Source organism: Streptomyces sp. NBC_00386, assembly GCF_036063235.1.
Lineage (GTDB): Bacteria > Actinomycetota > Actinomycetes > Streptomycetales > Streptomycetaceae > Streptomyces.
The window spans coordinates 4,643,134-4,669,556 of sequence record NZ_CP107950.1 but is presented as its reverse complement, the minus strand read 5'-3'; the positions used below and the strand labels follow the sequence as shown (position 1 = coordinate 4,669,556).

At 72.2% G+C, this 26,423-nt stretch carries 17 protein-coding genes; 13 read left to right on the top strand and 4 right to left on the bottom strand.

The genetic code is table 11. The annotated features are described in order from the left end of the window. The first annotated feature begins 168 nt into the window (after window positions 1-168). The 4 genes from OG780_RS20495 to OG780_RS20480 all read left to right on the top strand — a co-directional run bounded on the left by OG780_RS20495 (window position 169) and on the right by OG780_RS20480 (window position 4,649). Window positions 169-660, top strand: a complete 492-nt coding sequence (locus OG780_RS20495; RefSeq protein ID WP_328450252.1) for a hypothetical protein — start codon at window positions 169-171, stop codon at window positions 658-660. A 24-nt stretch (window positions 661-684) separates the two neighbouring features. Next, window positions 685-2,859 carry a glycosyltransferase gene (locus OG780_RS20490; RefSeq protein ID WP_443062183.1) on the top strand — a complete coding sequence of 725 codons (2,175 nt, stop codon included), beginning with the start codon at window positions 685-687 and terminating at the stop codon, window positions 2,857-2,859. After that, on the top strand, window positions 2,856-4,124 hold the full coding sequence (locus OG780_RS20485; RefSeq protein WP_328450250.1) for an acyltransferase family protein: 1,269 nt from the start codon (window positions 2,856-2,858) through the stop codon (window positions 4,122-4,124). The genes OG780_RS20490 and OG780_RS20485 overlap by 4 nt, the downstream gene beginning before the upstream one ends. Window positions 4,125-4,232: 108 nt before the next feature. Further along, window positions 4,233-4,649: an LppU/SCO3897 family protein gene (locus OG780_RS20480; RefSeq protein ID WP_328450248.1), complete on the top strand. Its 417-nt coding sequence runs from the start codon at window positions 4,233-4,235 to the stop codon at window positions 4,647-4,649. Window positions 4,650-4,677: 28 nt separating this feature from the next. Here OG780_RS20480 and OG780_RS20475 read toward each other — a convergent pair whose 3' ends face one another. The 3 genes from OG780_RS20475 to OG780_RS20465 all read right to left on the bottom strand — a co-directional run bounded on the left by OG780_RS20475 (window position 4,678) and on the right by OG780_RS20465 (window position 11,248). Then, window positions 4,678-5,727 (bottom strand): helix-turn-helix domain-containing protein, encoded by a 1,050-nt coding sequence (locus OG780_RS20475; RefSeq protein ID WP_328450246.1) that lies wholly within the window; start codon window positions 5,725-5,727, stop codon window positions 4,678-4,680. A 137-nt stretch (window positions 5,728-5,864) separates the two neighbouring features. Beyond that, entirely contained in the window at window positions 5,865-9,599 is a 3,735-nt protein-coding gene (locus tag OG780_RS20470; RefSeq protein ID WP_328450244.1) for a S8 family peptidase, read from the bottom strand. Between the two features lie 305 nt (window positions 9,600-9,904). Continuing rightward, complete coding sequence (locus tag OG780_RS20465) at window positions 9,905-11,248, bottom strand: COG1470 family protein (RefSeq protein WP_328450242.1); 1,344 nt, start codon at window positions 11,246-11,248, stop codon at window positions 9,905-9,907. A 280-nt stretch (window positions 11,249-11,528) separates the two neighbouring features. On the opposite strand from OG780_RS20465, the gene OG780_RS20460 reads away from it, so the two are divergent. The 4 genes from OG780_RS20460 to OG780_RS20445 all read left to right on the top strand — a co-directional run bounded on the left by OG780_RS20460 (window position 11,529) and on the right by OG780_RS20445 (window position 18,417). Continuing rightward, window positions 11,529-12,197 carry a helix-turn-helix transcriptional regulator gene (locus OG780_RS20460; protein WP_328458258.1) on the top strand — a complete coding sequence of 223 codons (669 nt, stop codon included), beginning with the start codon at window positions 11,529-11,531 and terminating at the stop codon, window positions 12,195-12,197. 192 nt (window positions 12,198-12,389) lie between these two features. Further along, a complete protein-coding gene (locus OG780_RS20455; protein ID WP_328450240.1) occupies window positions 12,390-15,599 on the top strand; it encodes a hypothetical protein in 3,210 nt (1,069 codons plus the stop codon). After that, window positions 15,596-16,303: a DUF4255 domain-containing protein gene (locus OG780_RS20450; RefSeq protein ID WP_328450238.1), complete on the top strand. Its 708-nt coding sequence runs from the start codon at window positions 15,596-15,598 to the stop codon at window positions 16,301-16,303. The genes OG780_RS20455 and OG780_RS20450 overlap by 4 nt, the downstream gene beginning before the upstream one ends. Before the next feature lie 74 nt (window positions 16,304-16,377). After that, a complete protein-coding gene (locus OG780_RS20445) occupies window positions 16,378-18,417 on the top strand; it encodes an AAA family ATPase (RefSeq protein ID WP_328458256.1) in 2,040 nt (679 codons plus the stop codon). A gap of 24 nt (window positions 18,418-18,441) precedes the next feature. On the opposite strand, the gene OG780_RS20440 is transcribed toward OG780_RS20445, so the two are convergent. After that, window positions 18,442-20,463 (bottom strand): eCIS core domain-containing protein, encoded by a 2,022-nt coding sequence (locus OG780_RS20440; RefSeq protein WP_328450236.1) that lies wholly within the window; start codon window positions 20,461-20,463, stop codon window positions 18,442-18,444. A gap of 247 nt (window positions 20,464-20,710) precedes the next feature. On the opposite strand from OG780_RS20440, the gene OG780_RS20435 reads away from it, so the two are divergent. The 5 genes from OG780_RS20435 to OG780_RS20415 are packed head-to-tail and all read left to right on the top strand — an operon-like array spanning window position 20,711 to window position 26,421. Next, entirely contained in the window at window positions 20,711-22,267 is a 1,557-nt protein-coding gene (locus OG780_RS20435) for a phage tail sheath family protein (protein ID WP_328450234.1), read from the top strand. A 57-nt stretch (window positions 22,268-22,324) separates the two neighbouring features. Next, window positions 22,325-22,765: a phage tail protein gene (locus tag OG780_RS20430; protein WP_189151609.1), complete on the top strand. Its 441-nt coding sequence runs from the start codon at window positions 22,325-22,327 to the stop codon at window positions 22,763-22,765. After that, window positions 22,762-23,256, top strand: coding sequence for a zinc-ribbon domain-containing protein (locus tag OG780_RS20425; protein ID WP_261706760.1), 495 nt, complete (start codon window positions 22,762-22,764; stop codon window positions 23,254-23,256). The genes OG780_RS20430 and OG780_RS20425 overlap by 4 nt, the downstream gene beginning before the upstream one ends. Further along, window positions 23,253-23,411, top strand: a complete 159-nt coding sequence (locus OG780_RS20420) for a DUF6760 family protein (RefSeq protein WP_189151611.1) — start codon at window positions 23,253-23,255, stop codon at window positions 23,409-23,411. The genes OG780_RS20425 and OG780_RS20420 overlap by 4 nt, the downstream gene beginning before the upstream one ends. A 4-nt stretch (window positions 23,412-23,415) precedes the next feature. After that, window positions 23,416-26,421: a hypothetical protein gene (locus OG780_RS20415; protein ID WP_328450231.1), complete on the top strand. Its 3,006-nt coding sequence runs from the start codon at window positions 23,416-23,418 to the stop codon at window positions 26,419-26,421. Window positions 26,422-26,423: the final 2 nt, after the last annotated feature.

The following is a 26,423-nucleotide window of genomic DNA, read 5'->3' as shown; positions in this document are numbered from 1 at the left end:
GACATTCACCGATTCTTCATATGTAATCTTGTACACGATCGGGAGTGGTCGGATAATCTCCCCTTCCTTGCATATGCATCACTTTTTCGCGCTACTCACAGCTTTCGGCGTCGTCGAACCGGCAGTGGTAACACGTGTAACACGACGCAGGAAGGCTCGAGGCCGTCGATGACCAGTACCTCCACGGAGGTCGAGCCCGCTCCCGTCTTTGTGGACCAGACCGGTGCCCGTGGCCGCCGTCTGCGCGGTCTCGGCTGGCTGGTGGGCGTCCTCTGCGCCGGGTGCGTGGTGGCGATGGTCTCCGGCCTGGTCGGAACCCAGTCGCAGGCGCCCGCGCTCACCGTCCCCGCCACCGCTGACACCACGCCGCCGAGCCAGTACCTGAACGCGCCGCTGCCCGCGGCTCCCGGCGCCGCCGAACCCGGACAGAGCGCCACCGCCACAGCGACCACCACCGATGCCGCCGCGTCAGCCACCGCGACGACGGCGGCCGGTACCACGGAGTCGGCCACCGTCACCGGCACCGGGCCGTCGGCCACCGCGACGACGGCCGCCGGTACCACGGAGTCGACCACCGTCATCGACACCGAGCCGTCGGCCACCGCGACGACGACGGCCGGCACGGCGGCGTCAACCCCCGCCACCGCCACCGTGCCATAGCCAGACGCGACCACCAGGAAATCCATGTCCCGCTCCCGCCGTCAACGCTCACGGCAGTCCATAGCGCGGCCGCGCCGACTCGCCGCGCCTCCCCTGCGTTTCTTTCTGCCGGTGACCGTACTGGCGACCCTGCTGGCGCTGATGGTGCTCCGGGGCATGGCGAACAACGAGGTCTTCCACGACGAGGCCATCGCCACCTCGGTGGACAAGACCACCGTCCCGACCAGCGTTCTGGAGGGCGGCCCGGTCGTCGACGCGCGCGGCGCCAAGAAGAACAAGCCGGTCAGCTACACGATCCCGGACAGGACCGTCGTCCTCTCCTTCGATGACGGACCGTCCGCCCAGTGGACGCCGAAGATCCTCAAGGTGCTGGAGGAGAAGAACGTCCGCGCCGACTTCTTCGTCACCGGCTCGATGGTCACCCGCAACCCGGCGCTGATCCGCCAGATCGTGGCCGAAGGCCATGAGATCGGTCTGCACACCTTCACCCACCCCGACCTCGCGATGCACTCCGGCACCCGGCTCACCTGGGAGCTGGGCGAGACCCAGCTCGCGTTGGCCGGTGTCGCCGGCATCCACTCCAGCCTGTTCCGCCCGCCCTACTCCTCCACCGTGGACGCGCTGGACGACTGGTCGTGGCCGGTGACCAAGCAGGCCGGGTCCGAGGGGTACCTGACCGCCTTCATCGACAAGGACACCGACGACTGGAAGCGCCCCGGCGTCGACTCCATCGTCAAGGCCGCCATGCCCGACCTCCCCGGCCAGGGCGAGATGATCCTGCTGCACGACGCGGGCGGCAACCGGGCGCAGACGCTGGCCGCGCTGCCGATCATCATCGACAAGCTCAAGGCCCAGGGCTACGCCTTCAAGACCACCGGCGAGGCGCTCGGTACCGGCTCCGCCAACGCCGAGGTCACCAGCTACAACCTGTGGGTCGGCAAGGCGTTCCTGTGGTGCACCACCTTCTCGGTGCGGCTGCTGCCCTGGCTGGTCGGCCTCCTCGCGGTCGTCGGCGTGCTGGTCATGGTGCGGTTCGCGCTGATGCTGGTGCTCTCGGCCATCCACGTGCGGCGCATCCGCAAACCGGGCTTCACCTGGGGCGACCCGGTCACCGAACCGGTCACCGTGGTGGTGCCCGCGTACAACGAGCAGGAGTGCATCACCAACACCCTGCTCTCCCTGACCAGAAGCGACCACCCCATCGAAGTGATCGTGGTCGACGACGGGTCGACCGACGACACGTCCGCCATCGTGGAGGAACTCGACCTGCCGATGGTCCGGCTGATCCGGCAGCCGAACAGCGGCAAGCCGACCGCCCTCAACACCGGTGTGGCCGCCGCCTCGTACGACCTGATCGTCATGATGGACGGCGACACGGTCTTCGAACCCGCCACCGTCGGTGAGCTCGTGCAGCCCTTCGCCGACCCGCGCGTCGGCGCGGTGGCCGGCAACGCGAAGGTCGGCAACCGCGACACGCTGATCGGCGCCTGGCAGCACATCGAGTACGTGATGGGCTTCAACCTCGACCGCCGGATGTACGACGTCCTCAACTGCATGCCGACCATCCCCGGCGCCGTGGGCGGCTTCCGCCGCTCGGCGCTGGAGCAGGCGGGCGGCATGAGCGACGACACGCTCGCCGAGGACACCGACGTGACCATGGCCCTGCACCGGGCCGGCTGGAAGGTCGTCTACGCCGAGAACGCCCGGGCCTGGACCGAGGCGCCCGTCAGCATGAAGCAGCTGTGGTCGCAGCGCTACCGCTGGAGCTACGGCACCATGCAGGCGATGTGGAAGCACCGGCACGCGGTGCTGGAGCGCGGCGCGGCCGGCCGCTTCGGCCGGGTGGGCCTGCCGTTCGTCGCCCTGTTCATGGTGGTCACCCCGCTGCTCGCACCCGCCATCGACATCGGCATGGTCTACGGCGTGGTCTTCGTCGACGCGTACAGGACCCTGGCCGCCTGGTTCGCGGTGATGACCCTTCAGGCCGTCTGCGCCTGGTGGTCCTTCCACCTCGACAAGGAGAAGGCGTGGCACCTGATCACGCTGCCGGCCCAGCAGGTGGTCTACCGGGTGCTCATGTACATGGTGCTGCTGCAGTCCACCATCACCGCGCTGACCGGGGGCCGGTTGCGCTGGCAGAAGCTGAAGCGCACCGGTGAGGTCGGGCTTGAGCACACAACGGGGGCGACGTCTTCATGAGTACCGCGGATCGAGGTGCCTTCGGCACCCGGAACTCTTCCGACACCGTCGCCCTGCGGGTGACGGACCCTGCCGTGCTTGCCGCGCACTTCGACCCGCAGCCCGAGGAAGCCGCCCCCGCGCCCGCGCACAAGCCCGGCCGTGACCGCTACCTCGACCTGCTGCGGGCGCTCGCCCTGGTCCGCGTGGTGATCTACCACAACTTCGGCTGGACCTGGCTGCCGATCGTCTTCCCCTCCATGGGCGTCATGTTCGCGCTGGCGGGGTCGCTGATGGTGCGGTCCCTCAACCGGCCGGCGCTGGGCGTGATCCGCGGCCGGCTGCGCCGTCTGCTGCCGCCGATGTGGCTGTTCGGCGCGGTCGTGGTGCCGCTGATGCTCCTGGAAGGCTGGAGGCCCGACGCCCTTCACGTCAACTGGTGGTGGGGCGACCTGGCCTACTGGATCCTGCCGTTCAGCGAGCCGCCGTTCGGGGCCTCGCTGCACACCTTCGGCGGGCACCTGCCGAGTTCCTGGGCCGAACAGATCTGTGTGCCGCTGTGGTACCTGCGTGCCTACCTCTGGTACGTCCTGCTGTCGCCGCTCATGCTCAAGGCGATGCGGAAGCTGCCCTGGGTCACCCTGCTGGTGCCGCTGGCGCTCGCGTTCTTCATCAACTCCGGCCTGGTCGACCAGTCCGGCCGGCTGATGGAAGCCGTCACCGACTTCACCACCTTCGGCTCCTGCTGGCTGCTCGGCATGGCCCACCAGGAGGGGCTGCTCCGCAGGATCCCGCAGTACATCGTGCCGTCCGTCGCACCGCTGGTGCTCATGTTCGGCTACTGGTGGCTGATGCAGTCGCCGGTGGAGAACCCGCGGTTCGGGCACGATCTGGAAGCGGTACCGGTCGCCCAGGCGATCTGGTCGTTCGGCGCGGTATTGCTGCTGCTTCACCTGAGCCCGTCCTGGGAGCGGTGGCCCAAGCCGCTGGAGCGGTTCAACGGCGTGATCACCCTGCTCAACTCCCGCGCGGTCACGGTCTACCTGTGGCACGCCGTCGCGCTGGTGGTGACCGAGCCGCTGATCGACCCGCTGTGGAGCAACAGCTTCCTTTACCACCACGCCCAGTGGCTGCTGTCGAGCCAGTGGACCCCGCTGGTGCTCGCCGTTCCGCTGATCTGCCTGGCGATCCTGCTCTTCGGCTGGATCGAGGACGTGGCCGCCAAGCGCCGCCCGCGGCTCTTCCCCTATCCCCGCCGCTCCAAGGGCCGCCGCCGCAGTCGCTAGTGCCCCGACACCTGCGACGATCTTCCCGCACCCCGCGCTTATCTGGTTCTTATGTCTCGTGTAGCGTGCGCGCGTTCGATATCCCTGCAAGATCCAGGAAGACCGCAGATGAGCGCTCAGACGCCCCCCGCCGCCCCGCAGGACCCGCAGTTCTCCCAGAACCCGGGGCAGCCCGTACCCGGGGCCGCGCCCGCGGCTGCCGCCCCCGCCAGGGAGGGCAAGCTGAAGAAGGTTCTCGGTGTCGTCGTCCTGATCGTCGTCGCGGTGGTGGTGAAGCTCGGTATCGGCTACGTCTTCGACTCCCCGGTACGCGCCGAGGTCGGGGACTGCGTCAAGGTCACCGGCTCCGAGAACAACCCCGACGTGGAGACCAAGAGCTGCGACGACAAGGACGCCAACTACAAGGTCCTCAAGGTCGTCGAGAACACCTTCGACATCAACGCGTGCACGGTCGGCGAGGCCGCGCTCGCGCAGCAGTGGGACGCTGACAAGTTCGTCCTCTGCCTGGACCCCGTGAAGAAGTAGGACCCCTCGGCGGCCCGGCCCGAGCCGGCTAGGCGGTTTCGTCCGGATCGCCGTGCGCGGCAGGAGGAGATGTCTGCCGGACCGGTACGGGTGGCGCTGCCCAGCCGTGCCGGACGGCGTGACCGCCGAGCTGCATCCGGGTACGGATTCCGGCCATGTCCATGAGGTGGCGCAGGCGTCGGTGCAGTGTGCGTGGTGACAGGCCCAGCTGTGCGGCGATCGTCTGGTCGGTCAGGCCGGCCAGCAGGAGCGCGAGGATCCTGCGGTCGAGGTCGCTCGGGCCTTCCACACCGAGCTCCACGGTGGTTTCGGCCTCTGTGCCGGTGCCCGACAGTTCGAGCGGGTGGGCGGTGCGCCATACCGTCTCGAACAGCGCGTCCAACGCGTCCAGCAGGCCGCTGCGGTGCAGCAGCACGGCGCCGGGCTCTCCCGCCGGTGTGACCGTGAGCGGGACCAGGCCGAGGTCGGCGTCGGCCAGCACGAGTTTCATCGGCAGCTGGTCGGCGACACGCAGTTGCACGCCGTTGCGCAGTGAGGCGATCGCATCGGTGATGATGCCCGGCTCTGCCAGTACGGCCCGGTCCAGCACCGCCCGGAAGTGCACGCCGCGGTCGATGGCCATGGGTTCGGCCGTGTTCTCTTCGGGCGGGACGGCGAGGAACGGCGCGGTGATGAAGCTGCGGACCTGCGTACGGGCCGCCTGCTGCACCTGGAGGAAGCGATGGCGGATGGCGTCGCGGCCCGTGACGACTTCGATCAGATCGTTGATGCTGTTCCCGGTCATCGCGGCCCGGTGCTCCTCGGCGAGGGTCACCAGTGCCTGCTCGGCCATCCGCAGCCCGTCCCGGCGCTGACTGATGAGAGCGCCGAACGCCATGGCCGGCGGCGCGGCGGTGAACTGCTCGTCCGCCGACCTGATCACCAGTTCCCACTCGACCAGCCGGGACAAGGCCTTGTCGACGTGGGCCTGCGGTACGGCGAGCAGATCCGACAGCAGCGTCGCGGTGGAGTTCGGCCGTCCGACCAGCGCCCGGTAGACCATCTCGTCATCGGGTTCGAGGCCCAGAACGTCCAGCATCGGCGACCGACCTTCTTCCACTTGCCGCAGCGGGGAGAGTATGTGCCAAGTCGGCAGACCCTGAACAGTCCCTGCTGGGAGCAGGTGTGACGGGAAGGGCCCCGAGGAGGTGACTCCCCGGGGCCCGCCAGTGCGGTTCATCGCAGGCCGTACGCCCGGACGATCTCGTTCTTGACGCTGTAGCCGCGGTCCGTCCCGGCGCTCGCGCGGACCGAGATGAAGCCGCCGGGCTTCTTCGCCGTCCTGAACGAGCCCTTCCAGTAACCGCCGTCGCCCTTGGTCAAGGTCACCTTCTGCCAGGTGGCACCGTCGTCGTACGAGACGTCCAGCTTCACCGTGGTGACCTTGCCCGGCACGGTGCCGAGGTCCATCGACACCGGCTTGAGCGCGATCCGCTGGTTCGCACCCGCCTTCACGTCGCCGTGCAGGTCCGACTCCAGCTTGTAGTCCAGGTTCAGCACCGAGAACGGCTCGAAGTCGTCCGAGTCGACCGTGCCGGACCTGAACGTCCACTCGGAGTGGGTGCGCGTCGACAGCCGGAAGACGTCGCCGGGCCGCTCCGCGTCGAGGACGGCGCGGTAGGGCAGGTCGCCCGCCGGCACCTCCTGCCACTGCATGTCCCCGCTGACCGGGTTGTCGTGGATGAGCGTGTCGCCCTGGAAGATCTTCAGGTGGGACGGCGTCTCACCCCACGGCAGGTAGCCGCCCAGCCGCATGGTGTCGCTGGCGGAGGCCCACGCCTGCACGTTCCAGGTCATGTAGTTCTGCCAACGGGAGTTGTACACGCCGAAGGACTCGCTCTGGGCGGGCCGGGTCGCCGGAGCGAACCAGTCCAGACGGGTGGTGCTGCCCTTGGCGTACGTGTTGTCGCCCGACACCATCGTCCACGGCAGGGCTCCGTCGACGCCCTGCGCGTGGAACTCTCTCCAGTTCTGGCCCGGGGTCACCCATTCCGTGCGGGTGCCCGGGTGCCACTCGGCCTCGGGGAAGTTGAACGACGGGCTGAGGGTGAAGTCGGACCGGTAGCCCTCCGCCGACGTGCCGCCCGCGGCCGAGTAGTAGCGGGCGTCGATCCGGGCGAGGTCACGCTTGGCCGGCTCGTAGACCAGGGGCCGGTCCGGCACCTGGCCGGGGTAGTCCCGGGTCAGGTCGTAGACGAACGGCGTGTACTCGGTCTGCTTCGCGGTCAGCTTGAAGTGGCCGGTCCTGGCCATCGCGACCAGGGCCTTGCCCTCGTCGCGGTGCACGGTGGCGACCGGGACGGCCGATTCACCGACGTACTCCATCAGGGCACCGACACCGTCGTTGACCACGATCAGCGCCTTCGCACCGGCCGCCACCGCCGCCTCGGCGCGCTCCTGCGGCGAGACCCCGTCGCTGCGCTCGACGACGACGAGCTTGCCCTTGGCCCTGATCTTCTCGTACGCGGCCGCCGAGCCGTCGCCCGCGTAGACGGTGTCCAGCCTGTCCGTGACGGTGCCCAGCGCGCTGCCCGCCTGCACCAGGGCGTCGAAGCTGCGGTGACCACCCGCCGTGCTCAGGCTGAGCTGCGGTTCCCCCTTGCGCCAGCGGGTGGTCAGCATGAACTCGCCCTGCTTCATCCGCTGTGTCGGCGCGACGTAGACGTCGTCGTACGTCGTCGGCAGCACGTACGCGCTGCGGTAGTCCAGGTACGGGTCGAGGCCCTTGTAGTGGACGTTGAAGTCGACCTTGCGCTGGCGGTCCTCGGTGCGCTGGGGCGCCTCGGTCCGCAGCAGGTGTGCCCTGCTCGCGTCCAGCACCACGTCCGCGGAGCCGTTCTCGAGCACGGTCTCCGGGTCGACCAGCACGGCCATGCCCGAGCGGTCCGCCTTCTCTCCCGCCACGTCGAGGTACCCCGCGACGGTGTAGGTGCCGGGTGCCATGCGCATGGTGGTCGAGCCGTCGACGTAGACGTTCCACGGCCAGACGTCGCCGGCCAGGTTGATGCCCACCCAGCCGGCGGCGGGCTTGCCGTCCCGGCCGACCAGCTTGATGCTCAGGTCGTAGCGCTCCTCCTCCTTGAGCAGCGCCACGGAGGTGCGGGTCACCGGCTTCCCGGTGGCCGCGTCGGTGCCGATCACGTAGCCGACGTGCCGACCTGCCGAGGCGGCTCGCGGGTCACCGGTCACCGGGACGGTGGCGGTGCCGCCCGCCGGGACGGTCACCTCGGTGTCTCCCAGCGCGAACGGACCGCCGTCGTCGGTCAGCGTCAGGTTCAGCGTGACGTCGGCGGAACCGGTGTTGGTGAAAGTCAGGTCCTTCGTGACGGCGGCGTCGCTCGGCTCGTGCGGCCATGTGTAGTTGCCGAAGAAGAGCGATCCGGTGCCGCGGACCGTGGTGCGCACGGCGGCGGCCACGTCGACACGGCCGGTGCCGACCTCGTACGGCGAGTACCCGCCGTCCAGGCCCTTCGCGGTGCTCATCAGGTGTTCCTTGAGCTGCGCGCCGGTCCAGTCCGGGTGACGCTGGGCCAGGATCGCCGCCGCGCCGACCACGTGCGGGGTGGCCATGGAGGTGCCGCTGAGGGTGCGGTACAGGCCCTCACCACCGTCGGTCATGTCCTGCGAGCGGGCCGCGGTGATGTCGACGCCGGGCGCCGCGATGTCCGGCTTCATGCCGCCGGAGTAGGCCAGCGGGCCGGTGCTGGAGAAGGACGCGAGCTGGTCCTGCTTGTCCGTGGCGGCCACGGTCAGCGCCGAGGCGGCCGCACCCGGGGCGGAGACGCTCTCCGGGCCCGCGTTGCCGGCGGCTATGACGAACAGCGTGCCGTACTGCGCGGACAGCGCGTCGACCGTCTGCGACATCGGGTCGCTGCCGTCCGTCGGGTAGGTGTCGCCGAGGCTCATGTTGACGACGTCCGCACCGGACTCGGCGGCCCACTGCATGCCGGCCATGACCCAGGAGTCCTGGCCGTAGCCCTCCGCGCCGCCGAGCACCTTGCCGACGAACAGGTCGGCGCCGGGGGCGACACCCTTGTAGTCGCCTCCGGAGGCGGCGCCGGAGCCGACGATCGTGCTGGCCACATGCGTGCCGTGCCCGTTGACGTCCGTGACGCCCTCGCCCGGCACGAAGCTCGTCGTGCCGTCGATCACGCCCGCGAAGTCGGGGTGGTTGACGTCGATGCCGGTGTCGAGCACCGCGACCTTGACGCCCTTGCCGGTGTAGCCGTCCTTCCAGGCCTCGGGCGCGCCGATCAGCGGCACGCTCTCCTTCAGGCTGGCCTTCACACGTCCGTCGAGCCACAGCTTCGACACACCCGCGCCCAACTTCGCGCCGCCCCGCGGCGCGACGGTGGTCCAGAAGGTGCGGGCCCGCCGCTTCTCGGTGCTCAGCGCGGCACCGTGGATGCCCTTGAGTTTGCGGGTCAGCCTGCTGCCGCGGGGGGCCGTCGGCTCGACGGCGGAGCGGGACTTCGGCCGGGTGTACGCCGCGATCAGCGGCACCGCGGCCGACTTCGCGTCGTCGTAGCCCATCTTGATCAGGGCGGTGACGTCGAACAGCCGCCGGTCCAGCTTCCCGGCGCCCAGCAGCGGAGCCGCCTCGTCCGGGACGACGAACAGGTCGCCCTTGATCTCCTGGATCTTCACGCCTCCGACGGCGCTGTCCGGACGGTGGACGTCGGCGGTCTGCCTGCCGTCGGCCATCGTGGTGACGGTGACGACGTCGCCGGTGACCAGGGTGACCTTGTGGGTCGCCGAGGGCCTGGCGGGAACCGTGGGCTTGGCCGGAGCGGCTTGTGCGGGCGCTTGCAGAAGCGCGAGCCCCGACGCCAGCAGCGGCAACGCGGTGGCGGCGGACACGAGCCGCCGGCGTCTGCGCCGAAAGGCGGAGGACTGAGAGGGGGAGGACATGCCATGGGTCTATCGGCCGGTTCACACCGACGTGAAGGCCGGACGGCGGCAAGTCCTCGCCATGGCAAGGACTTGCCGCCCGCAAACCACGCACGCCCAGGCGACCCGAACTTTTCGGACACCGGCGCTCGCGTTACTTGCCGGTAATCGTGGCGATGCCGTCAGTCCGACTGCTGTATGTGTGCCGTCTGTGACTGGATGTCATTTTTGAGACCAGGATTATCGGATTCTGGACAGAATCGATGGCCACTATTTACAGATGTAGTCGACATCAATCGAAAATGATCGAGAGTTTGAAGTGCGGTTCACTCGGTGCGGCTGACCACGCCGCTCACGTTCAGGACTTCGTGACATCCCTGTGCCTGGCGGCCGGTGGCCGGAGTGCCCGGCTTCGTGCAGGTCACTTCGATGGTCACGGTGTTGTTCGCGGGGATCTTGATGGGGGTGACCCAGTGGTAGTCCTGGTTGCGGAAGGTTTCCAGGGCGATCGTGGTGATCTTGCGGTTGCCGAAGCTGATCGTCATCACCCCTTCATCGCCCTGGAAGTTGGCGACGACGATGTCCGTCACACCGAAGACGCTCTTCTCGGGCACCTTGTAGGTGCCGGCCTCGGTCGCCCCGCCGGAGGTCTTCAGGTCGATGGTCGCCGAGCTCTGCTGACCGCCGCCGACCGCGGTGCCGTCTCCGGTCGAGGTGCCGTCGCCGCCCGCTCCGGAACCGTTGCCGGTGCCCTTGCCCTGACCGTCGGGCGAGGCGCTCGCGCCGCCGGAACCGTTGCCGGGTGTCTGCCCGTTGCCGCCCTGCTCTCCTGCGGGCGTGGGGCGCGGCTGGACCACCTCGTTGGCCGCCTCCTTCGCGGCGCTGCGCACCGCCGGGCGGACCAGCGTGAACCAGGCGAGCAGCAGCGCGAGCAGCACCGCGAGCACGGCGAGCAGCCACTTCGGGAAGATGGGGATCTGGACGAACTCCGCGTCCAGCGGCGGCCGGTCGGCGGTCTCGTCCGGCTGGGTCCCGTCCCGGTCACCGGTCTCGGCGGTGGCCAGGGTGAACGGCCACACCGCCGGGGAGCCGAACCACACGGGCTTGCCCGTACGGACCCGCAGCCCGACCTCGACCGACTCGCCGGGCTCCAGCTTCGGCTCGGCCGAGTTGAAGGCGAACGCCAGCTCCTCGCCCGCCTGGCCGGGGGTGAAGCCCACCTGCACCGGGGTGTTGCCCTGGTTGCGTACTGCAAGCCGGTAGCGGCCGCGCAGCCAGCCGCGCCGGCGGCGCGGGGCCAGCTCGGTCCGCAGCTCGTGGAACTCCTCGATGTGCACGGTGGTCTCGGGGACGGTCACTGCGTCGGGATGCTCGGTCGGCAGGACCCGTACGCCCAGAGGCAGCTCACCGGCGCGTATCTCCGGCGAGCGCGGCGGCTCCAGACGGATCGTCACCGTCTCGGAGGTGCCGGGGTAGAGGGAGACCCTAGGGGGTTCCACGGTGGCCCAGGAGGCGCAGTCCCCGACGACCTCCAGGCTGTACGCCTCGACGATGTCGCTGTCGTTGCGGACGGTCAGACTGGTCGTGGCGGTGCTGCCGGGCGCCACCGTCACGGCCGGGATGTCGAGGCTGGGCGCACCGGGGCCGGAAGAGGCTGCAGAAGGCGTCACGCGACCACGGTAGGAGCGGGCCCGGGCCGCCACGAGGGATACGAGGGCAACACGCGGGCAGTCGTGATGCCTTTGAAGCCCAAGTCAACTCCTTTACGTTTGTAAGCCGTTGATGTGGCCCGCCGTCGTGCCCACTCCGCTTTCCGGCCTTTCCGGCCTTTCCGGCGATCGCCCCGCCCGCCGCGTCCATGCCCCCCCACGCACTCATGAATCAGGTGGTAATACGGCCATGTTCCGTTCGGACGAGCACAATCCGGCCTCATCGGCCCTCACGGCGCCTATGGTCGCCCCGGCCCGGGCCACGCACCAGTCCTCCCACTCCGATCGTCCGGTCCGGGTGACCCTGGCCGTCTACGCCGCCGATCCGGTCCTGCGCGTCGGCGTCGTCCAGCAGTTGCGTCAGCGCCCCGAGATCGACCTGCTCGACGACGCCGACGTGGAGCAGGCCCAGGCGTCGCTGGTGGTCGTGGACCACGTCGACGACGATGTGGCCGCCCTGCTGCAGCGGCTGCGGCACACCGGCAGCCCTACGGGCCTCGTGGTCGGCACCCTCGGTTCCGGCGCACTGCAACGCGTCATCGAGTGCGGCGTGTCGGCGGTGCTGCGGCGCGCCGAGGCCGACCAGGAGCGGCTCCTCCACCTGGTCCTGGCGATAGCCAACGGCGAGGGCGTGCTGCCCGGCGACCTGCTCGGCAAACTGCTCAGCCACGTGGGCAGCCTCCAGCGCTCGGCGCTCGACCCACGGGGCCTGTCCCTGTCCACACTGACCACCCGCGAGGCGGACATGCTGCGCCTGGTGTCGGAGGGCCTGGACACCGCGGAGATCGCCCGCAAGACCGCGTACTCCGAACGGACCGTCAAGAACGTCCTGCACGAGGTCACCACCCGGCTGCAACTGCGCAACCGGGCCCACGCGGTCGGCTACGCACTGCGCAACGGACTGATCTGACAACGGCCCGCGACGAGCCGGTCCGACGACGCCCGGGCACCCCGGCGCTGCCTGAGGGCTCACCGCACTGCCCGAAAGCACACCCCGCGCTTCCCCCGGGTACGGCCCCGCCGCCCTGCCGCGCCGCGTGCGGCCGTCGCACAGTGGCAGGGGTACGTCCAGATGCTGCACCAGACTGCGAGGTGGACCGTGATGCGCACCGCCGGCCCCGGTGGGCGGTACCGCCCGGGGAGACTCGGGGCGTCGTTGTTGCTGGTGATCCCGCTGTTCGTGGTGACGGCGGCCTCCGGACAGGGCAGCGCCGAACCCCGGCCGCAGCCGACGGCCGGCACCACCGGCACCCGGATCGCCTACGCCGGTACCGGGCACCGCAGCCTCGGCACGGTCGCCACCACCACCTCCAGCAAGCCGTTGTTCGCTGCGAGCCCGGCCCACTACGACGTCCAGCCGTCCGCCCTCGGTGACCAGATGGTCTTCGCGAGCCGGCGCGACGAGAAGACCCCGCAGATCTACCTCCGCGCCGCCGACGGTTCCGTACGACGTCTCACCTTCGGCATGGACGCGGCGCACCCCCGGCTGACACCGCGCGGGCAGTCCGTGGTGTTCGACGCGGCCGGGTCCGGGGGCCCGGACGGCGGGACGCAGCGCGACCTGTGGCTCGTACGCACCGACGGCACAGATCGTCCGACGCGGCTCACCGACACCCCCGCCGACGAGGAGGGCCCGACGGTCTCCCCCGACGGGAAGCAGCTGGCGTACTCCAGTGACGGCGACGTGTCGGTGGGACGGCAGATCTACGTACGGCCGCTGGCGGGCGGCACCCCCACCCGGATCACCGGTCCCGCGAACGGCACGGCGTCCGAGCCGGCCTGGAACCCGGTGAACGACGACGAGAACCGGGACTGGATCGCGTACACCGCCACGACCACCGTCGACGGGAAGAGCGTGCCCCGGCTGCGGGTGGCGAACGCGGCCGGGACCGCCGACGAGCCGCTGTTCGGGGGTGCATACGCGACCTGGCGTGCCCACGGGGCGGCGTGGAAGCCCGACGGGGACGGGGTGGTGTTCCTGAGCCCCGAGGTCACCTGCACGTGCGAGGGCGACTACGACCACGTGTTCGGTTCGCTCGCGCACTCCGACCAGGAACCCGCGCTGGTGCTCAACGAGGACCGGGAGGTCCTCTCGCCCACCTGGCTCGGCCCGCTCGACGGCGGCGGCGTGGTGGTGGAGCGCACCTCGGCGGCGGCCCCCGACAAGAACCACCCCGGCGCGCACGTGGTGACGCTGCAGGACGTCCGGGCGGACGGGGCCGACCCCCGCGACCTGGGGCTGACGATCCTCAACGAGGACCCGGCGGCCGACACCAACACCGATCCCGCCAAGGACCCGCTGTTCCGGCCGGCGTCCGGGTACGACCCGTGGACCGAGCGGCAGAGCTACACGCCCGACGGACGCCGGATCGTCGTCACCCGCTTCGAGACCGACGCCGACGGCCGGCGGATCGAGCGGATCTGGATGGTGGACGCCGACGGTTCCAACGCGGTGCCCATGCCGCTCAAGGACCGCGCCGCGACGGACTGGGACACCGACCCGACGTTCTCCCCGGACGGCAAGTACCTTGCCTTCACCCGGACTTCGCCGGGCGGCGTCGGTGAGGCCGCGGGTCCCAGCAGCATCCTCATCGCGGACGCGACCACCGGGGAGATCGCCGGCGAGGTCACCCCGCCGGCCGGACAGCTCCAGGGCCAGGACGCCCAGCCCACCTGGTCCTCCGACGGCACCACCCTGGCCTTCACCCGCAACATGGAGATCAACGGGGGCGGCGGCAACAAGCACATCTGGACCGTGCCCGTGAACGCCCTGACCCGGCAGGACGACCTGAGCGCCAGGATCTGCCCGGGCGACTGCGAGGTCATCGACGACAGTCCGGCGTTCTCCCCGGACGGTCTGCGTATCGCCTTCAACCGCAAGAACGGCGCCGGCCGGATCGACGAGCAGAACGGCATCCTCCTGACGTCGCTGTCGGGCGACGACTGCCGGGTGCTGCTGCCCACCGCCGCCCGTGGCCTGCCCGGCGCCTGCGGCCGGGAACTGCCGGAGAACACCGGTCCGTTCCAGCCCCGGGACGCCGCCTGGACGGCCGACGGCAAGGGGCTGGTGATCAGTGCCCGTCCCAGTCGTCCGGTCAACACCCCCGAGAAACTGAAGCTCCTGGACATCGCGTCCGGCACGCTCACGAAGCTCACGACCGAGCTCCCGGGCCGGCACAAGGAACCCAGCGTCCAGCAGTCCGTGGACCTCGCCGTCAAGGCGCCCGGCACCGCCCCGGAGGTGACCGTCGGCGACTCCACCACGGTCCGCGTCGACGTGGTGAACAACGGCCCCGCCGCCTCCCCCGGCACCACGCTCACCATCGCCCCGCCGGCCGGTGTGCAGGTCACCGAGGTGACCCGGCCCGGGGGCACCTGCGTCGCGGCCTCGCTCCAGTGCGACGTCGGCGTGGTGGAGCCGGGCAGCACCGTCCCGGTGACCGTCACCCTCACCGGGGTCACCGCCGGCGACCAGCCGGTCGACTGGTCGGTCGCCGGTACGGTCCTGGACCCGGAGCCCAGCGACAACGCCGGCCGGACCGTGGTGCCGGTGCGCGAGGCCACGCCGCCCCCGGCGCCCACCCCGACGCCCACGCCCACCCCGACGCCCACTCCGACTCGGACTCCGACGCCGACACCCACCGTGCCCCCGCAGGCGCCCGAGCCCGACGCCGGGCCCGGGGTGAGCGTTTCGGCCCGGCCGAACCCCGGCTACGTCGGCGGCCGCGTCGTGGTGACGTACACCGTGCGCAACGGCCGCAACGCGCTGGCGACCGGGCTGCGGCTGCGCATCGGCCTTCCCGGCATCCCGAACAGCGGGCCGCCGGCGGGCTGCGATGCCTCCTGGGTGTGCGCGCTGCCGGATCTGACGCCGGGCGCGAGCACCGTCGTACGGGTCGTCCTCAGCCCCGACAAGGCGCTGACCGGCCGTGTCACCGGCGTCCTCACCACCACCGGCACGGACGCCAGTAAGAGCGACAACACCGCACGGCAGCGGCTGCGCATCCTCCAGCCCCGCATCGTCGCGGTACCGGCGATCGGCAGGCCCGGCTTCGTCACCTCGGTGCGCGGCAAGGACTTCCCGCCGGGAGTGCCGGTGCGGTTCACCTGGAATCCGGGGATCACCGCGGCGGCGGCGCCGACCGTGCCGAAGCCGGACGGCACCTTCATCGGCCAGCTGCTCATCCTCGCCAAGGACCAGACCGGACCGCGCACCATCACCGCCAAGGGCCCCGGGTTCTCACCGGTGAAGACCGACTTCCTGGTGGTCAGCGGCAGCGTGCAGCCGCCCGACGAGGTGACCCGCCGGTGATCCACGAGGTCGACGAGGGGCTGCGCCGGCTGCTCGGCGAGTCCGGCCTGCAGACGTCGGGCATCGACGTGGTGTTCGACGCCCCCACCCGGGACTGGGCGGCGCGCCGCAGCGCCCCGACGGTCTGCGTCTTCCTGTACGACATCCGCGAGGACGCCGTCCGGCGCGGCAGCGGCGCCGGGGAGGTGTACGACGCGGACGGGCACCTGGTGGCGCGGCGCACCCCGCCCCGCTGGTTCGAGCTGACGTACCTGGTCACGGCGTGGGCGAGCCGCCCGCAGGACGAGCACCGGCTGCTCTCGCAGGTGCTCGCGACTCTGGTGGCCACCGACACGCTGCCCGCGCGGCTGCTCACCGGCACGCTCGCCGAACTCGGCCTGACCGTGAGCCTGGACGCCGGAGGGGCCGGGCTCGACGCGCCGGCCGCCTCCGATGTGTGGTCGGCGCTCGGCGGAGAGCTGAAGGTGTCGCTCGGGGTACGGGTACGGGCCCCGCTCGCCGGGGTGAGCACGGTCGTCGCGCCGCCGGTCACCGAAGGGCTCGTCGTGCGCTCCGCCGCCCGCGGCGAGGACGGCGAACCGGCGCCGGGACGTCGGCTGCGCTACAGGGAGACGACGGACCCGGGCCAGGACGGCTTCGCCGGCCCGCGTGAGCGGGGCCCCGCCCCGGCCAGGCGGCGCCACCGGGGAGACCGCCAGCCGTGACACACACCGCCGAACCCGTTGTCGTCACCGAACCCGCTGCCGTCACCGAACCCGTATCCGTCGACGCGGACCACCTGTGGGCGCGACTTCGCGTGGTCGAGGGACGGGTGCGGCACGCCGTGGCCGTCCGTCGTGCCGTCGATCCCGATCCCGACGACCCGTACCGGGGGCAGTACCTCAGCCCCGAGGCGGTGGCTCGCATCCTGGACGAGCCGGGTGGTCTCGACGTACCCGCCCAGGAGCCGTGGCGCCCGCCGGCCGGGTCCGTTCTCGACGGCCTCGCCCGGCGGTTCGGGCTGTCCCCGCTGGATCTGGACCTGCTGCTGGTCGTGGTGGCGCCCGACCTGGACGCCCGGTTCGAGCGGCTCTACGGCTATCTCAACGACGACCTGACGCGCCGTCGGCCCACGGTCGGGCTCGCCCTGGAGCTGTGCGGGCTCGCCGGCGCGTCAGCCGCCCGGTTCCGGCTCGCCCCCGGGGCGCCGCTCGTCGAGGGCGGTCTGGTGGAGATCGCCGATCCGGAACGGCCGCCGCTGTCACGGGTGCTGGCGGTCCCCGACCGGGTCACCGCGCACCTGCTGGGCAGTGCGCGGCCCGACGCCCGGCTCGCCGGGGTGCTCGGCGAGACCCGCGAGGACCCGACCGCCGAGGCGGCGGAGGTCCACCGGACGGCGGCCGCGGCCGGGACCGGTACAGGCCTCGTCCATCTGCGCAGCCTGGGCGGCGACGCCGAGGGGCTGGCCATCAGCGCCCTGCACACGGCCGGGCTGCGCCCGCTCGTCCTCGACGCGGTGGCCCTCGCCCGGCGTCCCGGCGACGTACCGGAGTTCGCCCGGGTCGCCGCCCTCGAAGCCCGTCTGACCGGTGCCGGGGTCGTTCTCGGCCCGCTGGAGTCGCTGCCCGCAGAACCGGGCGAACGGGCCCGGACGCTGGGGGCGTTGTGCGCGGCGCTGCGCGGGATTCCCCTGCTCACGCACGGCACCGGCACCTGGGACCCGCTGTGGGCGGCCGACACCCCCGTCGTCCTGAACGTGCCGGCGCCTTCGCCCGAACGGCAGGCCGAGCGGTGGCGGCACGCCCTGGACCGGGCCGCCGGTGACGGCTCGGCGACCGGCACCGGCGACGCCGACGAGCTCGCCCGGGCCGTCGCCGCGCACCGCCTGGACTCCGGGCAGCTGCGCCGCGCCGTCGACGTGGCGACGCGTACGGCCGCCCTCGCGGGCCGCCCGGTCCGCGCCGACGACCTGCGCACCGCCGTACGTGCCCAGAACGGCGCGGGGCTCGACCGGCTCGCCCGCCGGGTGGAGCCGGGCGTCGGCTGGGACGACCTGGTGCTGCCGCCGACCACTCACCGGCGGCTGCGCGAACTCGCGCTGCGGGCCCGCCACCGCGAGCAGGTGCTCGGGCGGTGGGGGATGCGGCCCGGTGGCGGCCGGGGGCGCGGCGTCATCGCGCTGTTCGCCGGCGAGTCGGGCACCGGCAAGACCATGTCCGCCGAGGTCGTCGCGGCGGACCTGGGCATGGACCTGTACGTGGTGGACCTGTCCACAGTTGTGGACAAGTACGTCGGGGAGACCGAGAAGAACCTGGAGCGGATCTTCACCGAGGCGTCGGCGGTCAACGCGGTGCTGCTCTTCGACGAGGCCGACGCGATCTTCGGCAAGCGCTCGGAGGTGAAGGACGCGCACGACCGGCACGCCAACATCGAGTCGGCGTACCTGCTCCAGCGCATGGAGTCCTTCGACGGCATCGCGGTGCTGACCACGAACCTGCGGGCCAACCTGGACGAGGCGTTCACCCGACGCCTCGACGTGGTGGCCGACTTCCCGGTGCCCGACCCCGGCCAGCGCCTCGCCCTGTGGGAGCGCTGCCTGGGCGAGCGGCTGCCCCGGGCCGACGACCTGGACCTCGCCTTCTGCGCGGACCGCTTCGAACTCGCCGGCGGCTCCATCCGCGCCTGCGCGGTGACCGCGGCCTACCTCGCGGCGGAGTCCGGCGAGCCCCTCACCATGCGGCAGGTGGTGACGGCGGTCGCCCAGGAGTACCGCAAGCTGGGGCGGCTGGTCCTGGAGGGCGAGTTCGGGCCGTACCTGGCGACGGCCAACGACGCCTGAGGCCGGTGGGGTCCTGCCGCCCCGTCAGGACTTGACCCGCAGCGTGGCGTTGCTGAGATCCACGCTGTTGGGCAGCATCGCCTGCGGACGCAGGAGGTCCTTGAGGAGGAACTTCATCAGTTCCGTACCGGACATGCTCTTCAGCCGTTCCGCCAACGCGGGGTTGACCTCCTCCAGCCGCATGATCTCCAGCACCGCGCGGTCCACCAGGCCGGGCACGATGTCCCTGCCCTTCAGCGTGTTGGAGCGGAGCCGCTCCTTGTACTCCTTCTTCCGGTCGCCGGAGCCGTAGGTCATCGTGCTGTGCTCGTCCGCCGCGGCCTGGGTCTTCGCGTACATGATCTGGGCTCCGCGCTCCGGGTCCGGCTCCTGCTTGGACAGCTCCATGATCTTCATGAGGTCCACGTCCGCCTTGCCGGCTCCGAGGTCGAAGTTCCGCACGGGCAGGGAGAATTCGGCGGGCATCTTCTCCTGGCGGGTGGGCAGCTCGCTCTTGGTGGCCGAGGGGTCGGTGGGCTTGGCGTTGATCGTCGGATACTCCCGCTGGGCGAAGTCGCTGAGCATCAGCCAGCCCTGGGACTCCAGGGGTGAGTCCGCGAGCGGAATATCGAAACGGGCCTTTCCGAACCGGGTGTCGCGGAACTCGCTGTCGGGCGCCTCCAGGAAGAAGAAGACGAAACCCTCGTTCGCGAGGACGTGCTTGTCGTAGCCCTCGGAGTTGTTGGGCGCGGCGGGGTCCGCCTTCAGCAGCTCTGTCTTCGACTTGATGTGGCCTGCCTGCTGCAACTGCCGTGCGCGGTCCTCGTCCTTGGTGTAGTGGACCAGCACGCTCTGCCGCAGCGCGGTGCCCAGCGCCTGCCCGACGCCGCTCATCCAGTCCTTGCGCCCGCGGCTCGTGATCTCGTTGGCCATTCCGGCCCGGTTCATCTCGGAGAGCTCGCGGAAGTAGCTCGGCCCGCTCATGGCGAACGCCACGGCGCTGTCGGCCCAGTCCTCCTCGTTCCAGAGCAGGCCGTTCGCGGTCATCGCCTCGAAGGGGGCGCGGGCCTCCGCGGGGAAGTCGGCGTCCCGGCCGATCTGTTCGGTCACCCGGTCGTTCTCGGCCCTGAGAGCCGTGCGGGCCGCGGTCAGGAAGTGCCTGGCGGACGCGGTCTCCCGGTCGGGCTTTCCTTCGAGGTCCTCCTCGGCGCTGCTGACGGCCAACAACAGGCCGACCACCTGCTGTATACAGTGCATGGGGTCACGCTTGGGATCCCCGTCGTACCCCGCGATGGCCTGGCGGATCTCCGTCAGTTCCGGAGACTCCTGCGCGGGAGCGCGCGAGAAGGACTTGAGGAAGGACGACAGGGGGTTGCCGCCGGCCCCTACGGCAGGCAGCTTGCCCGAGAGTTCCTCCGTGCCCTTGCGCTGGATCACCGCCGCACCGGAGGACGCGGGCGCCGCGGTGTCCGCCTCGGCCCGTTGCACGGGCGCGGGCCCCGCCATGATCCGGTGCGCGTTCGTCTCCGCCTCCCGTTCGAAGCGGTCGGAAGGGTCGGACACGCGCAGGCCGTTGCCGTGGTCCGTGCCCGCGACCGGACCCTGCCGCTGCTGCACGACGTGGGTGAGTTCGTGGGCGAGGGTGTGCTTGTCGCCGCCCCCGGCGCCGAGGACGACATGGCTGCCGGAGGTGTAGGCGCGTGCCCCGACGGCGCGGGCCGAACGGGCGGCGGCCGCCCCGGTGTGCAGTCGCACGTCGGAGAAGTCGGTGTCGAACCGGGACTCCATGTCCTGGCGCACCGGCGCGGCGAGGGGTTTGCCCGCGGAGCCCAGGACCTCGTTCACTCCGTGGTCGGGCCGATCCGGGGCGGCCGTGGGGCGGACGCGGCGGGCGATCATGGCGGCCACCGCGGCGTTGCCCGCGCCGCGCTGGGACGCGCGGAGCGCGTCGGCGGTGAGCGGGGGCGGTACGGCGCTGCCCGCGGACGTCTCCCGGCGGGCGGCGGCGGTGCCGCGCGTCGGCTGCAGCGCCTCGTTCTGCTCGGCGTGCGCCCCGGACTTCCGCATCTGCTGCCTCCTCATGGGCGCACCCCTGCCGCCGCCACCAGTGGACCGTCCGGGCGAACGGGATGTCCAGGTCCGTACGGGCAGAACGAGGGCAAGTCCGGGCGGCGGCCGGTCGGTTCGCACAGGCAGCGAAAGGCAGTGATCCTGCCCCTCACCAGGTCCCCGCGGCCCTGTCGTCCCGGCGGATACCCGCGCAGACTCGCCCTGGACACAGGTGAACCGACCCGCAGGACGCGAAGGAGCAAGCATGCCGACGTACCTCACCCCGGGCGTGTACGTGGAGGAGGTGCAGTCCGGTGCCCGACCGATCGAAGGGGTCGGCACCGCCGTCGCCGCGTTCGTAGGGTTCGCCGAGAACGGCCCGTTCCACACGCCGACTCTGGTCACCAGCTGGGACCAGTACACCCAGCAGTTCGGCGGCTTCACCGAGGGCGCCTACCTGCCCCTCTCGGTCCACGGCTACTTCGCCAACGGCGGCGGCGCCGCGTACATCGTGCGGATCGGCGGCCAGGCCGAGGACGCCTCCGCCCCGTCGGTCAACGGCGGTCGGCGCGGCGACAAGGCCGCGGAGCCGGTGGCCCTCGGCGGCTTCCTCGTCGCGGCCAGGCCGGGCGTCACCGGGGTGTCGGTCGAGGTCGCCGACGCGGACGGCGAGAACACGCCGGAGGACCGCTTCAAGGTCCTGGTCCGCCAGGGCGACCAGGTCGCGGAGACGTACGAGGCCTCCACCCGCAAGAACGTCAAGGGCTACCTGGTCAACCAGGCCCGCGCCTCCAAGCTGATCCAGGTCACCGAGCAGCAGGCCGCCGCCCAGACCAGGCCCGCCGCCCAGACCCTGGCCGTGCCCGACGCCCCGGCCGCGCCCGCCGCGAACGGCTCCGGCGAGGTGGCCCGCCTCAACCCGGCGGAGTACGTCGGCGACGCCGCCGCCCGCACCGGGTTCGGCGGTCTGGAGACCATCGACGAGATCACCATGGTCGCCGTGCCGGACCTGATGAGCGCCTACCAGCGCGGCGACATCGACGCCGAGGGCGTGCGCACCGTGCAGCTCGCGGTGATCTCGCACTGCGAGCAGATGGGCGACCGCGTCGCCGTCCTGGACGCCCCGCCCGGACTGGGCGCCCAGCAGGTGCGCACCTGGCGCAACGACGAGGCGGGCTACGACTCCCGGTACGCCACCCTCTACTACCCCTGGATCCGTGTCTTCGACCCGGCCACCGGACGCAACACCACCGTCCCGCCGAGCGGCCACATCGCCGGTGTCTGGGCGCGCAGCGACGGCGAGCGCGGTGTGCACAAGGCGCCCGCCAACGAGGTCATCCGCGGCGCGGTGGACCTGGAGCTCCGGCTCAGCAAGGGCGAGCAGGACCTGCTCAACCCGATCGGCGTGAACTGCGTACGGGCCTTCCCCGGCCGCGGCATCCGCATCTGGGGCGCCCGCACCCTCTCCTCCGACCCGGCCTGGCGCTACCTGAACGTGCGCCGCCTCTTCAACTACCTCGAAGAGTCCATCCTGCTGGGCACCCAGTGGGTGGTCTTCGAACCGAACGACGACCGGCTGTGGTCCAGCATCCGGCGCAACGTCACCTCCTTCCTCACCGAGGAATGGCGCCGGGGCGCGCTGTTCGGCCGCACCGCCGAAGAGGCGTTCTACGTGAAGTGCGACCGGGACAACAACCCGCAGGAGTCCATCGACCAGGGCCGGGTCATCTGTGAGATCGGCGTCTCGCCGGTCAAGCCCGCGGAGTTCGTGGTGTTCCGGCTGGCCCAGTTCTCCGACAGCACCAGCCTCGTCGACGAGTGACCACGGGTCAGTAGAGAAGCAGAGAAGAAGACCCGTAAGGAAAGGTGACAGACAGTCATGGCAACGGGCGATGCTCTTTCCACCCACGTCTTCGGCGTGCAGCTCGGCGGCTATCTGGTCGAGTCGATCCAGGAGATCAGCGGACTGACCGTCGAGGAGGAGGTCGTCGAGGTCAAGCAGGTCAGCGCGGAGGGCAAGCAGATCATCCGCAAGCAGCCCGGCGCCCGGCAGGCAGGTGAGATCACGATCACCCGGGGACTCGACCAGAGCAGCGAGTTCACCAAGTGGATCAAGGAGACCCTGAACAACGGCGCCGTGAACTCCGCGCGGCAGAACCTCACCATCGAGATCAAGGACACCGAGGGCAACACGGTCCGCCGTATCCAGCTGATGCAGGGCTGGGCCTCCAAGTGGGAGGGCCCGTCCCTGAAGGCGGGCGAGTCGTCTCCGGCCACCGAGTCGGTCACGATCGTGTTCGAGGAGATCATCGTCGAATGAGGCGTCGTACGGTGACGGCGGGCAACCTGGAGGAGATCCTCCAGGCGACGGAGCCCGCCCAGGCGCCGGAGCGGACGGCGGCACCTCCCGCCGCCGCCCCGCCGCGCCGCGAGGACCACGGGCTGCGCACCGAGTTCGAGTTCGAGCTGCCGCGCGGGTACGTCGACGAGGCGGGCACGGTGCACCGCCACGGCTCGATGCGCCTGGCCACGGCCCGTGACGAACTGCGGCCCCAGATCGACCTGCGGGTCAAGGAGAACCCGGCGTACCTGAGCGTGGTGCTGCTGAGCCAGGTGATCACCCGGATCGGCTCGATCAGCGATGTGCACGCCGGGATCGTGGAGCGGATGTACGCCACCGACGTCGCCTTCCTCCAGGACTTCTACCGCCGGGTCAACAGCGAGGGCCACACCCGCGCTGCGGTGACCTGCCCGCACTGCGAGGGCGGCTTCGAGGTCGACCTCTCGGGTGGGCGCCTGGGGGAATCGTGACGTACGCCCTTCCCCGGCTCCGGGAGGAGATCGCGTACATCGCCTACCACTTCCACTGGCGGCGCGAGGAGATCCTCGACCTGACCCACGACGAGCGCCGGCAGTGGGTGGCGGAGATCGCCCGTATCAACACCCGTGTGAACGAAGGCGGTTGAGCACATGGCATGGCGGGACAGGCTGCGCCGCCGGGCCGCCGCGCCGGACATCGCGGGACCCGGGTCGCCGGGCGCGACCGGCACCCCGGGGCCGTCCGTGACCGGCACCCCGGGTCCGTCCGCGGGCGGCGACCCGGGCTCCGCCGTGCCCGGCGACTGGGACGGCGGCTGGCGCCGTACCGTCGCGCCGGAACTCACCGTTTCCCGCGCCCCGTTGGGCGTCAGCGACGGCCTCGCCTTCCGTGCGGGCCTCGCCGCCTGGCAGAACCCGTCCTTCGACGCCGGCCTCGGCCACGCCCTGCTGCCCACCGCCCCGACCGGCCTGGTGAGCGGCGTCACGCGCCCGGCCGCCGCCCCGCGGCACACCCACAGCGCCGGGGGTCCGCTGCTGCTCCGGGCACTGCGTCCGGAGGGGGCGGACGGTCCGGGGGAGAGCGAGGGCACGGCGGACGCGCCGACAACCCAGGTCTCACGCCGGACCCGTCCGGGCGCACGGCCATCCGGTCCGGCACCCCTCGCGCGGTCATCCGGTCCGACACCCCTGGGGGAGCGCTCCGGCGACAACAGCACTGCGGGGAAGGCCCGTTCGGGCGAAGCCGGGCGGGCCCGCGGCCTCACGTCCGCGCACGCGCCCGCCGTGCTCTCCTCGTCGCCTCCCGCTGTCCGACGAGCCGGGCGGCCGGACGCCGGCCCGGTCGTGACGCCGGCCGCTCCCGCGACTTTGCCGGTACGACGTGTGGCCGTGGTCCCGCCCGCGGCCGCTGACGGGGTCATGGCCCGGTCCTCTGCCAGGACGCGGCCCGCCCCGGCCGAGCCGTCCCGTCCGCCGGCCGGTTCCGGGGGCCGCACGCCTTCCGGACCGGCCGTCCAGCGCACCGCGGCGGGGCCGCAGCCCGCCGGGGGAGCCAGGCAGCCGGAGGCATCCCGTGCCGCCGGCTCCGACGTGTCCCACCCGGCCGTCCGGCTCCGCCCGGTGGGGCCTGCGCTGACCGTCGCCCGGCGCCCCGCCGGACCCGCGCGCCGGGTTCCCGCCCTGCGGCCCGCCGCCGCACCGGCGCCCGGCAGCGCCACCACCCCTGACCCGTCCGGCCCGGCCTCCGCCCCCGTGCAGCGCGCCGCCACGCGCGAGGCCGGCCGCGGGCCCCTCGGTACCCCGCTGAGTGAACTGCCCTCCACGGCGACACCGTTGCCGCAGAGCACCCCCGCGCCCGGCGCCGGATCCGCGACCGGTCCGGCGCTGCCCGTCGTCCAGCGCCAGGCGGAAGGCGGGAGCGGCACTCCGGGACCGTACGACGGCGGTACGAGGGGAACGGCGCCCGCCGCCCCGCGCCGGACCCCCGACCCCGGCAACCGCGGGGCACGCGCGCGTGGCGGCCTCGGTGCGCCGCTGTCCGCGCTGCCGCCGAGCGCCGAGGTGCCCGGTACCAGCGCGTCCGGTGCCCGAGCCTCCCGCCCGGACATCCAGCGCGCTACGACACCTCAGGAACCGGGGTCCGGCGCCGCTCCGGCGCCGCCCACGCCGGATCGCGACCGGACGCCCACCGAGGCCGCACCCCGCACGCCGGGCGCGCCGCTGCTGGGGACGGGCGACGTCCAACGCCGCCTCGCGAACCCGTCCGCCACCGGGGGCACCATGCCGCCCGGCCCCGCGGACCACGGAAACGGGCCCGCCACACCGCTGGTGACGCCGTCCGCAGCCGCCCCGGCCCGCGGTCCGGCGGGCGCCGTGAGCCCGGAAGGCCCGGCCGGGAACGCGCCACGACCCGGCCCGACGTCCGGCGGGCAGCAGCCCCAGGGCCCCTCCGTTCCGGGCCCGGTCGTCGTCGCCCGGGCCGTGGCCGACGCCGCCGGGGGCGACCGGACTCCCGGCGGGCCGGGCGCCGACGGACAACGGCCCCGGGACGCCGCTGTCCAGGGCCGTGCCGCCCAGGGCCCGGCCGTCGTCGCGCGAGCGACGGAAGGCACGGGATCCGGCTCCGGCAGGCACCGGTCCCAGGGCCCCTCCGTTCCGGGCCCGGTCGTCGTCGCCCGGGCCGTGGCCCGAGGCACCGGAGGCGCCCAGCCCTCCGGCCCGGCAGACCCGCACGGGCTCCCCGTGACCCGCTCCACAACGCACTCCGCCCCGGCGGCACCCCGCACCCTCTCGCTGCTGGCCGAGCGTCGGCTCACCCTGAACACCCGTGCCCCGGAAGGGGTGGCACAGCCCGCCGTCCCCCGCTCCGGCGGCCGCCCCGTGGTGGCGGCGCGCTGGCCCGGCGCACCGGCCGCGCCCCGGAGCGACTCCACGCCGGCCGCCGAGCCGTCCGCGCGCCGGTCCGGCACATCGGCGCCCCCGCCGGGCGGCCCCGGGACCCGCGCGCGCCCGGCGCCCGGTCCGTCCTCCCTCGCCCCGGCCACGCCGCAGGTCCAGCGGGCAGCAGCCCCGTACCCCGGACCGGAGGGTCCGGGCGTACCGACGGCCGGCTCCCCGGCCCCCGTTCAGCGCGTCCCGGTCGTCCGGCCCGCGCCGCCCCGCCAGGGGGCGGCCGCCCCGGTCGCCGCCGTACCGGCGAGGCCCCTGCCGGTGACCGCCCCGCAGGCGCCGCCGCTCGCGGACCGTCCGCCGGCCGGCCCGGCACCGGGGGGAGCCGTCCCCGTGGTCCGGCCGAGGACCGTTACGGCCGCCGGTGGGACCGGTGAGGCGGCACTCGCGGTGCAGCGCGACGCACGCGGCCGCACGCGGTCGTCCTCCGCGCCCCCCGCACCGTCGGCAGGCGCACCGGCCAAGGAGGTTCCGGCACCCGGCCGGAAGCGGTCGTCGTCCGTGTCCTCCGCGGCCCCCGCGGCCACCGCTTCATCCGCCGCCTCCGGCGAGAAAGCGGCCCGCCGCACCGAGACACCCCAGGACGACCCCGGCCTGGACCTGGACGACCTGGCGCGCCGCCTGCTCGACCCGGTGGCCCGACTGCTGCGCACCGAGCTGCGCCGCGGCCGGGACCGCACGGGCCGCCCCTACGACGGACGCCGCTGAGA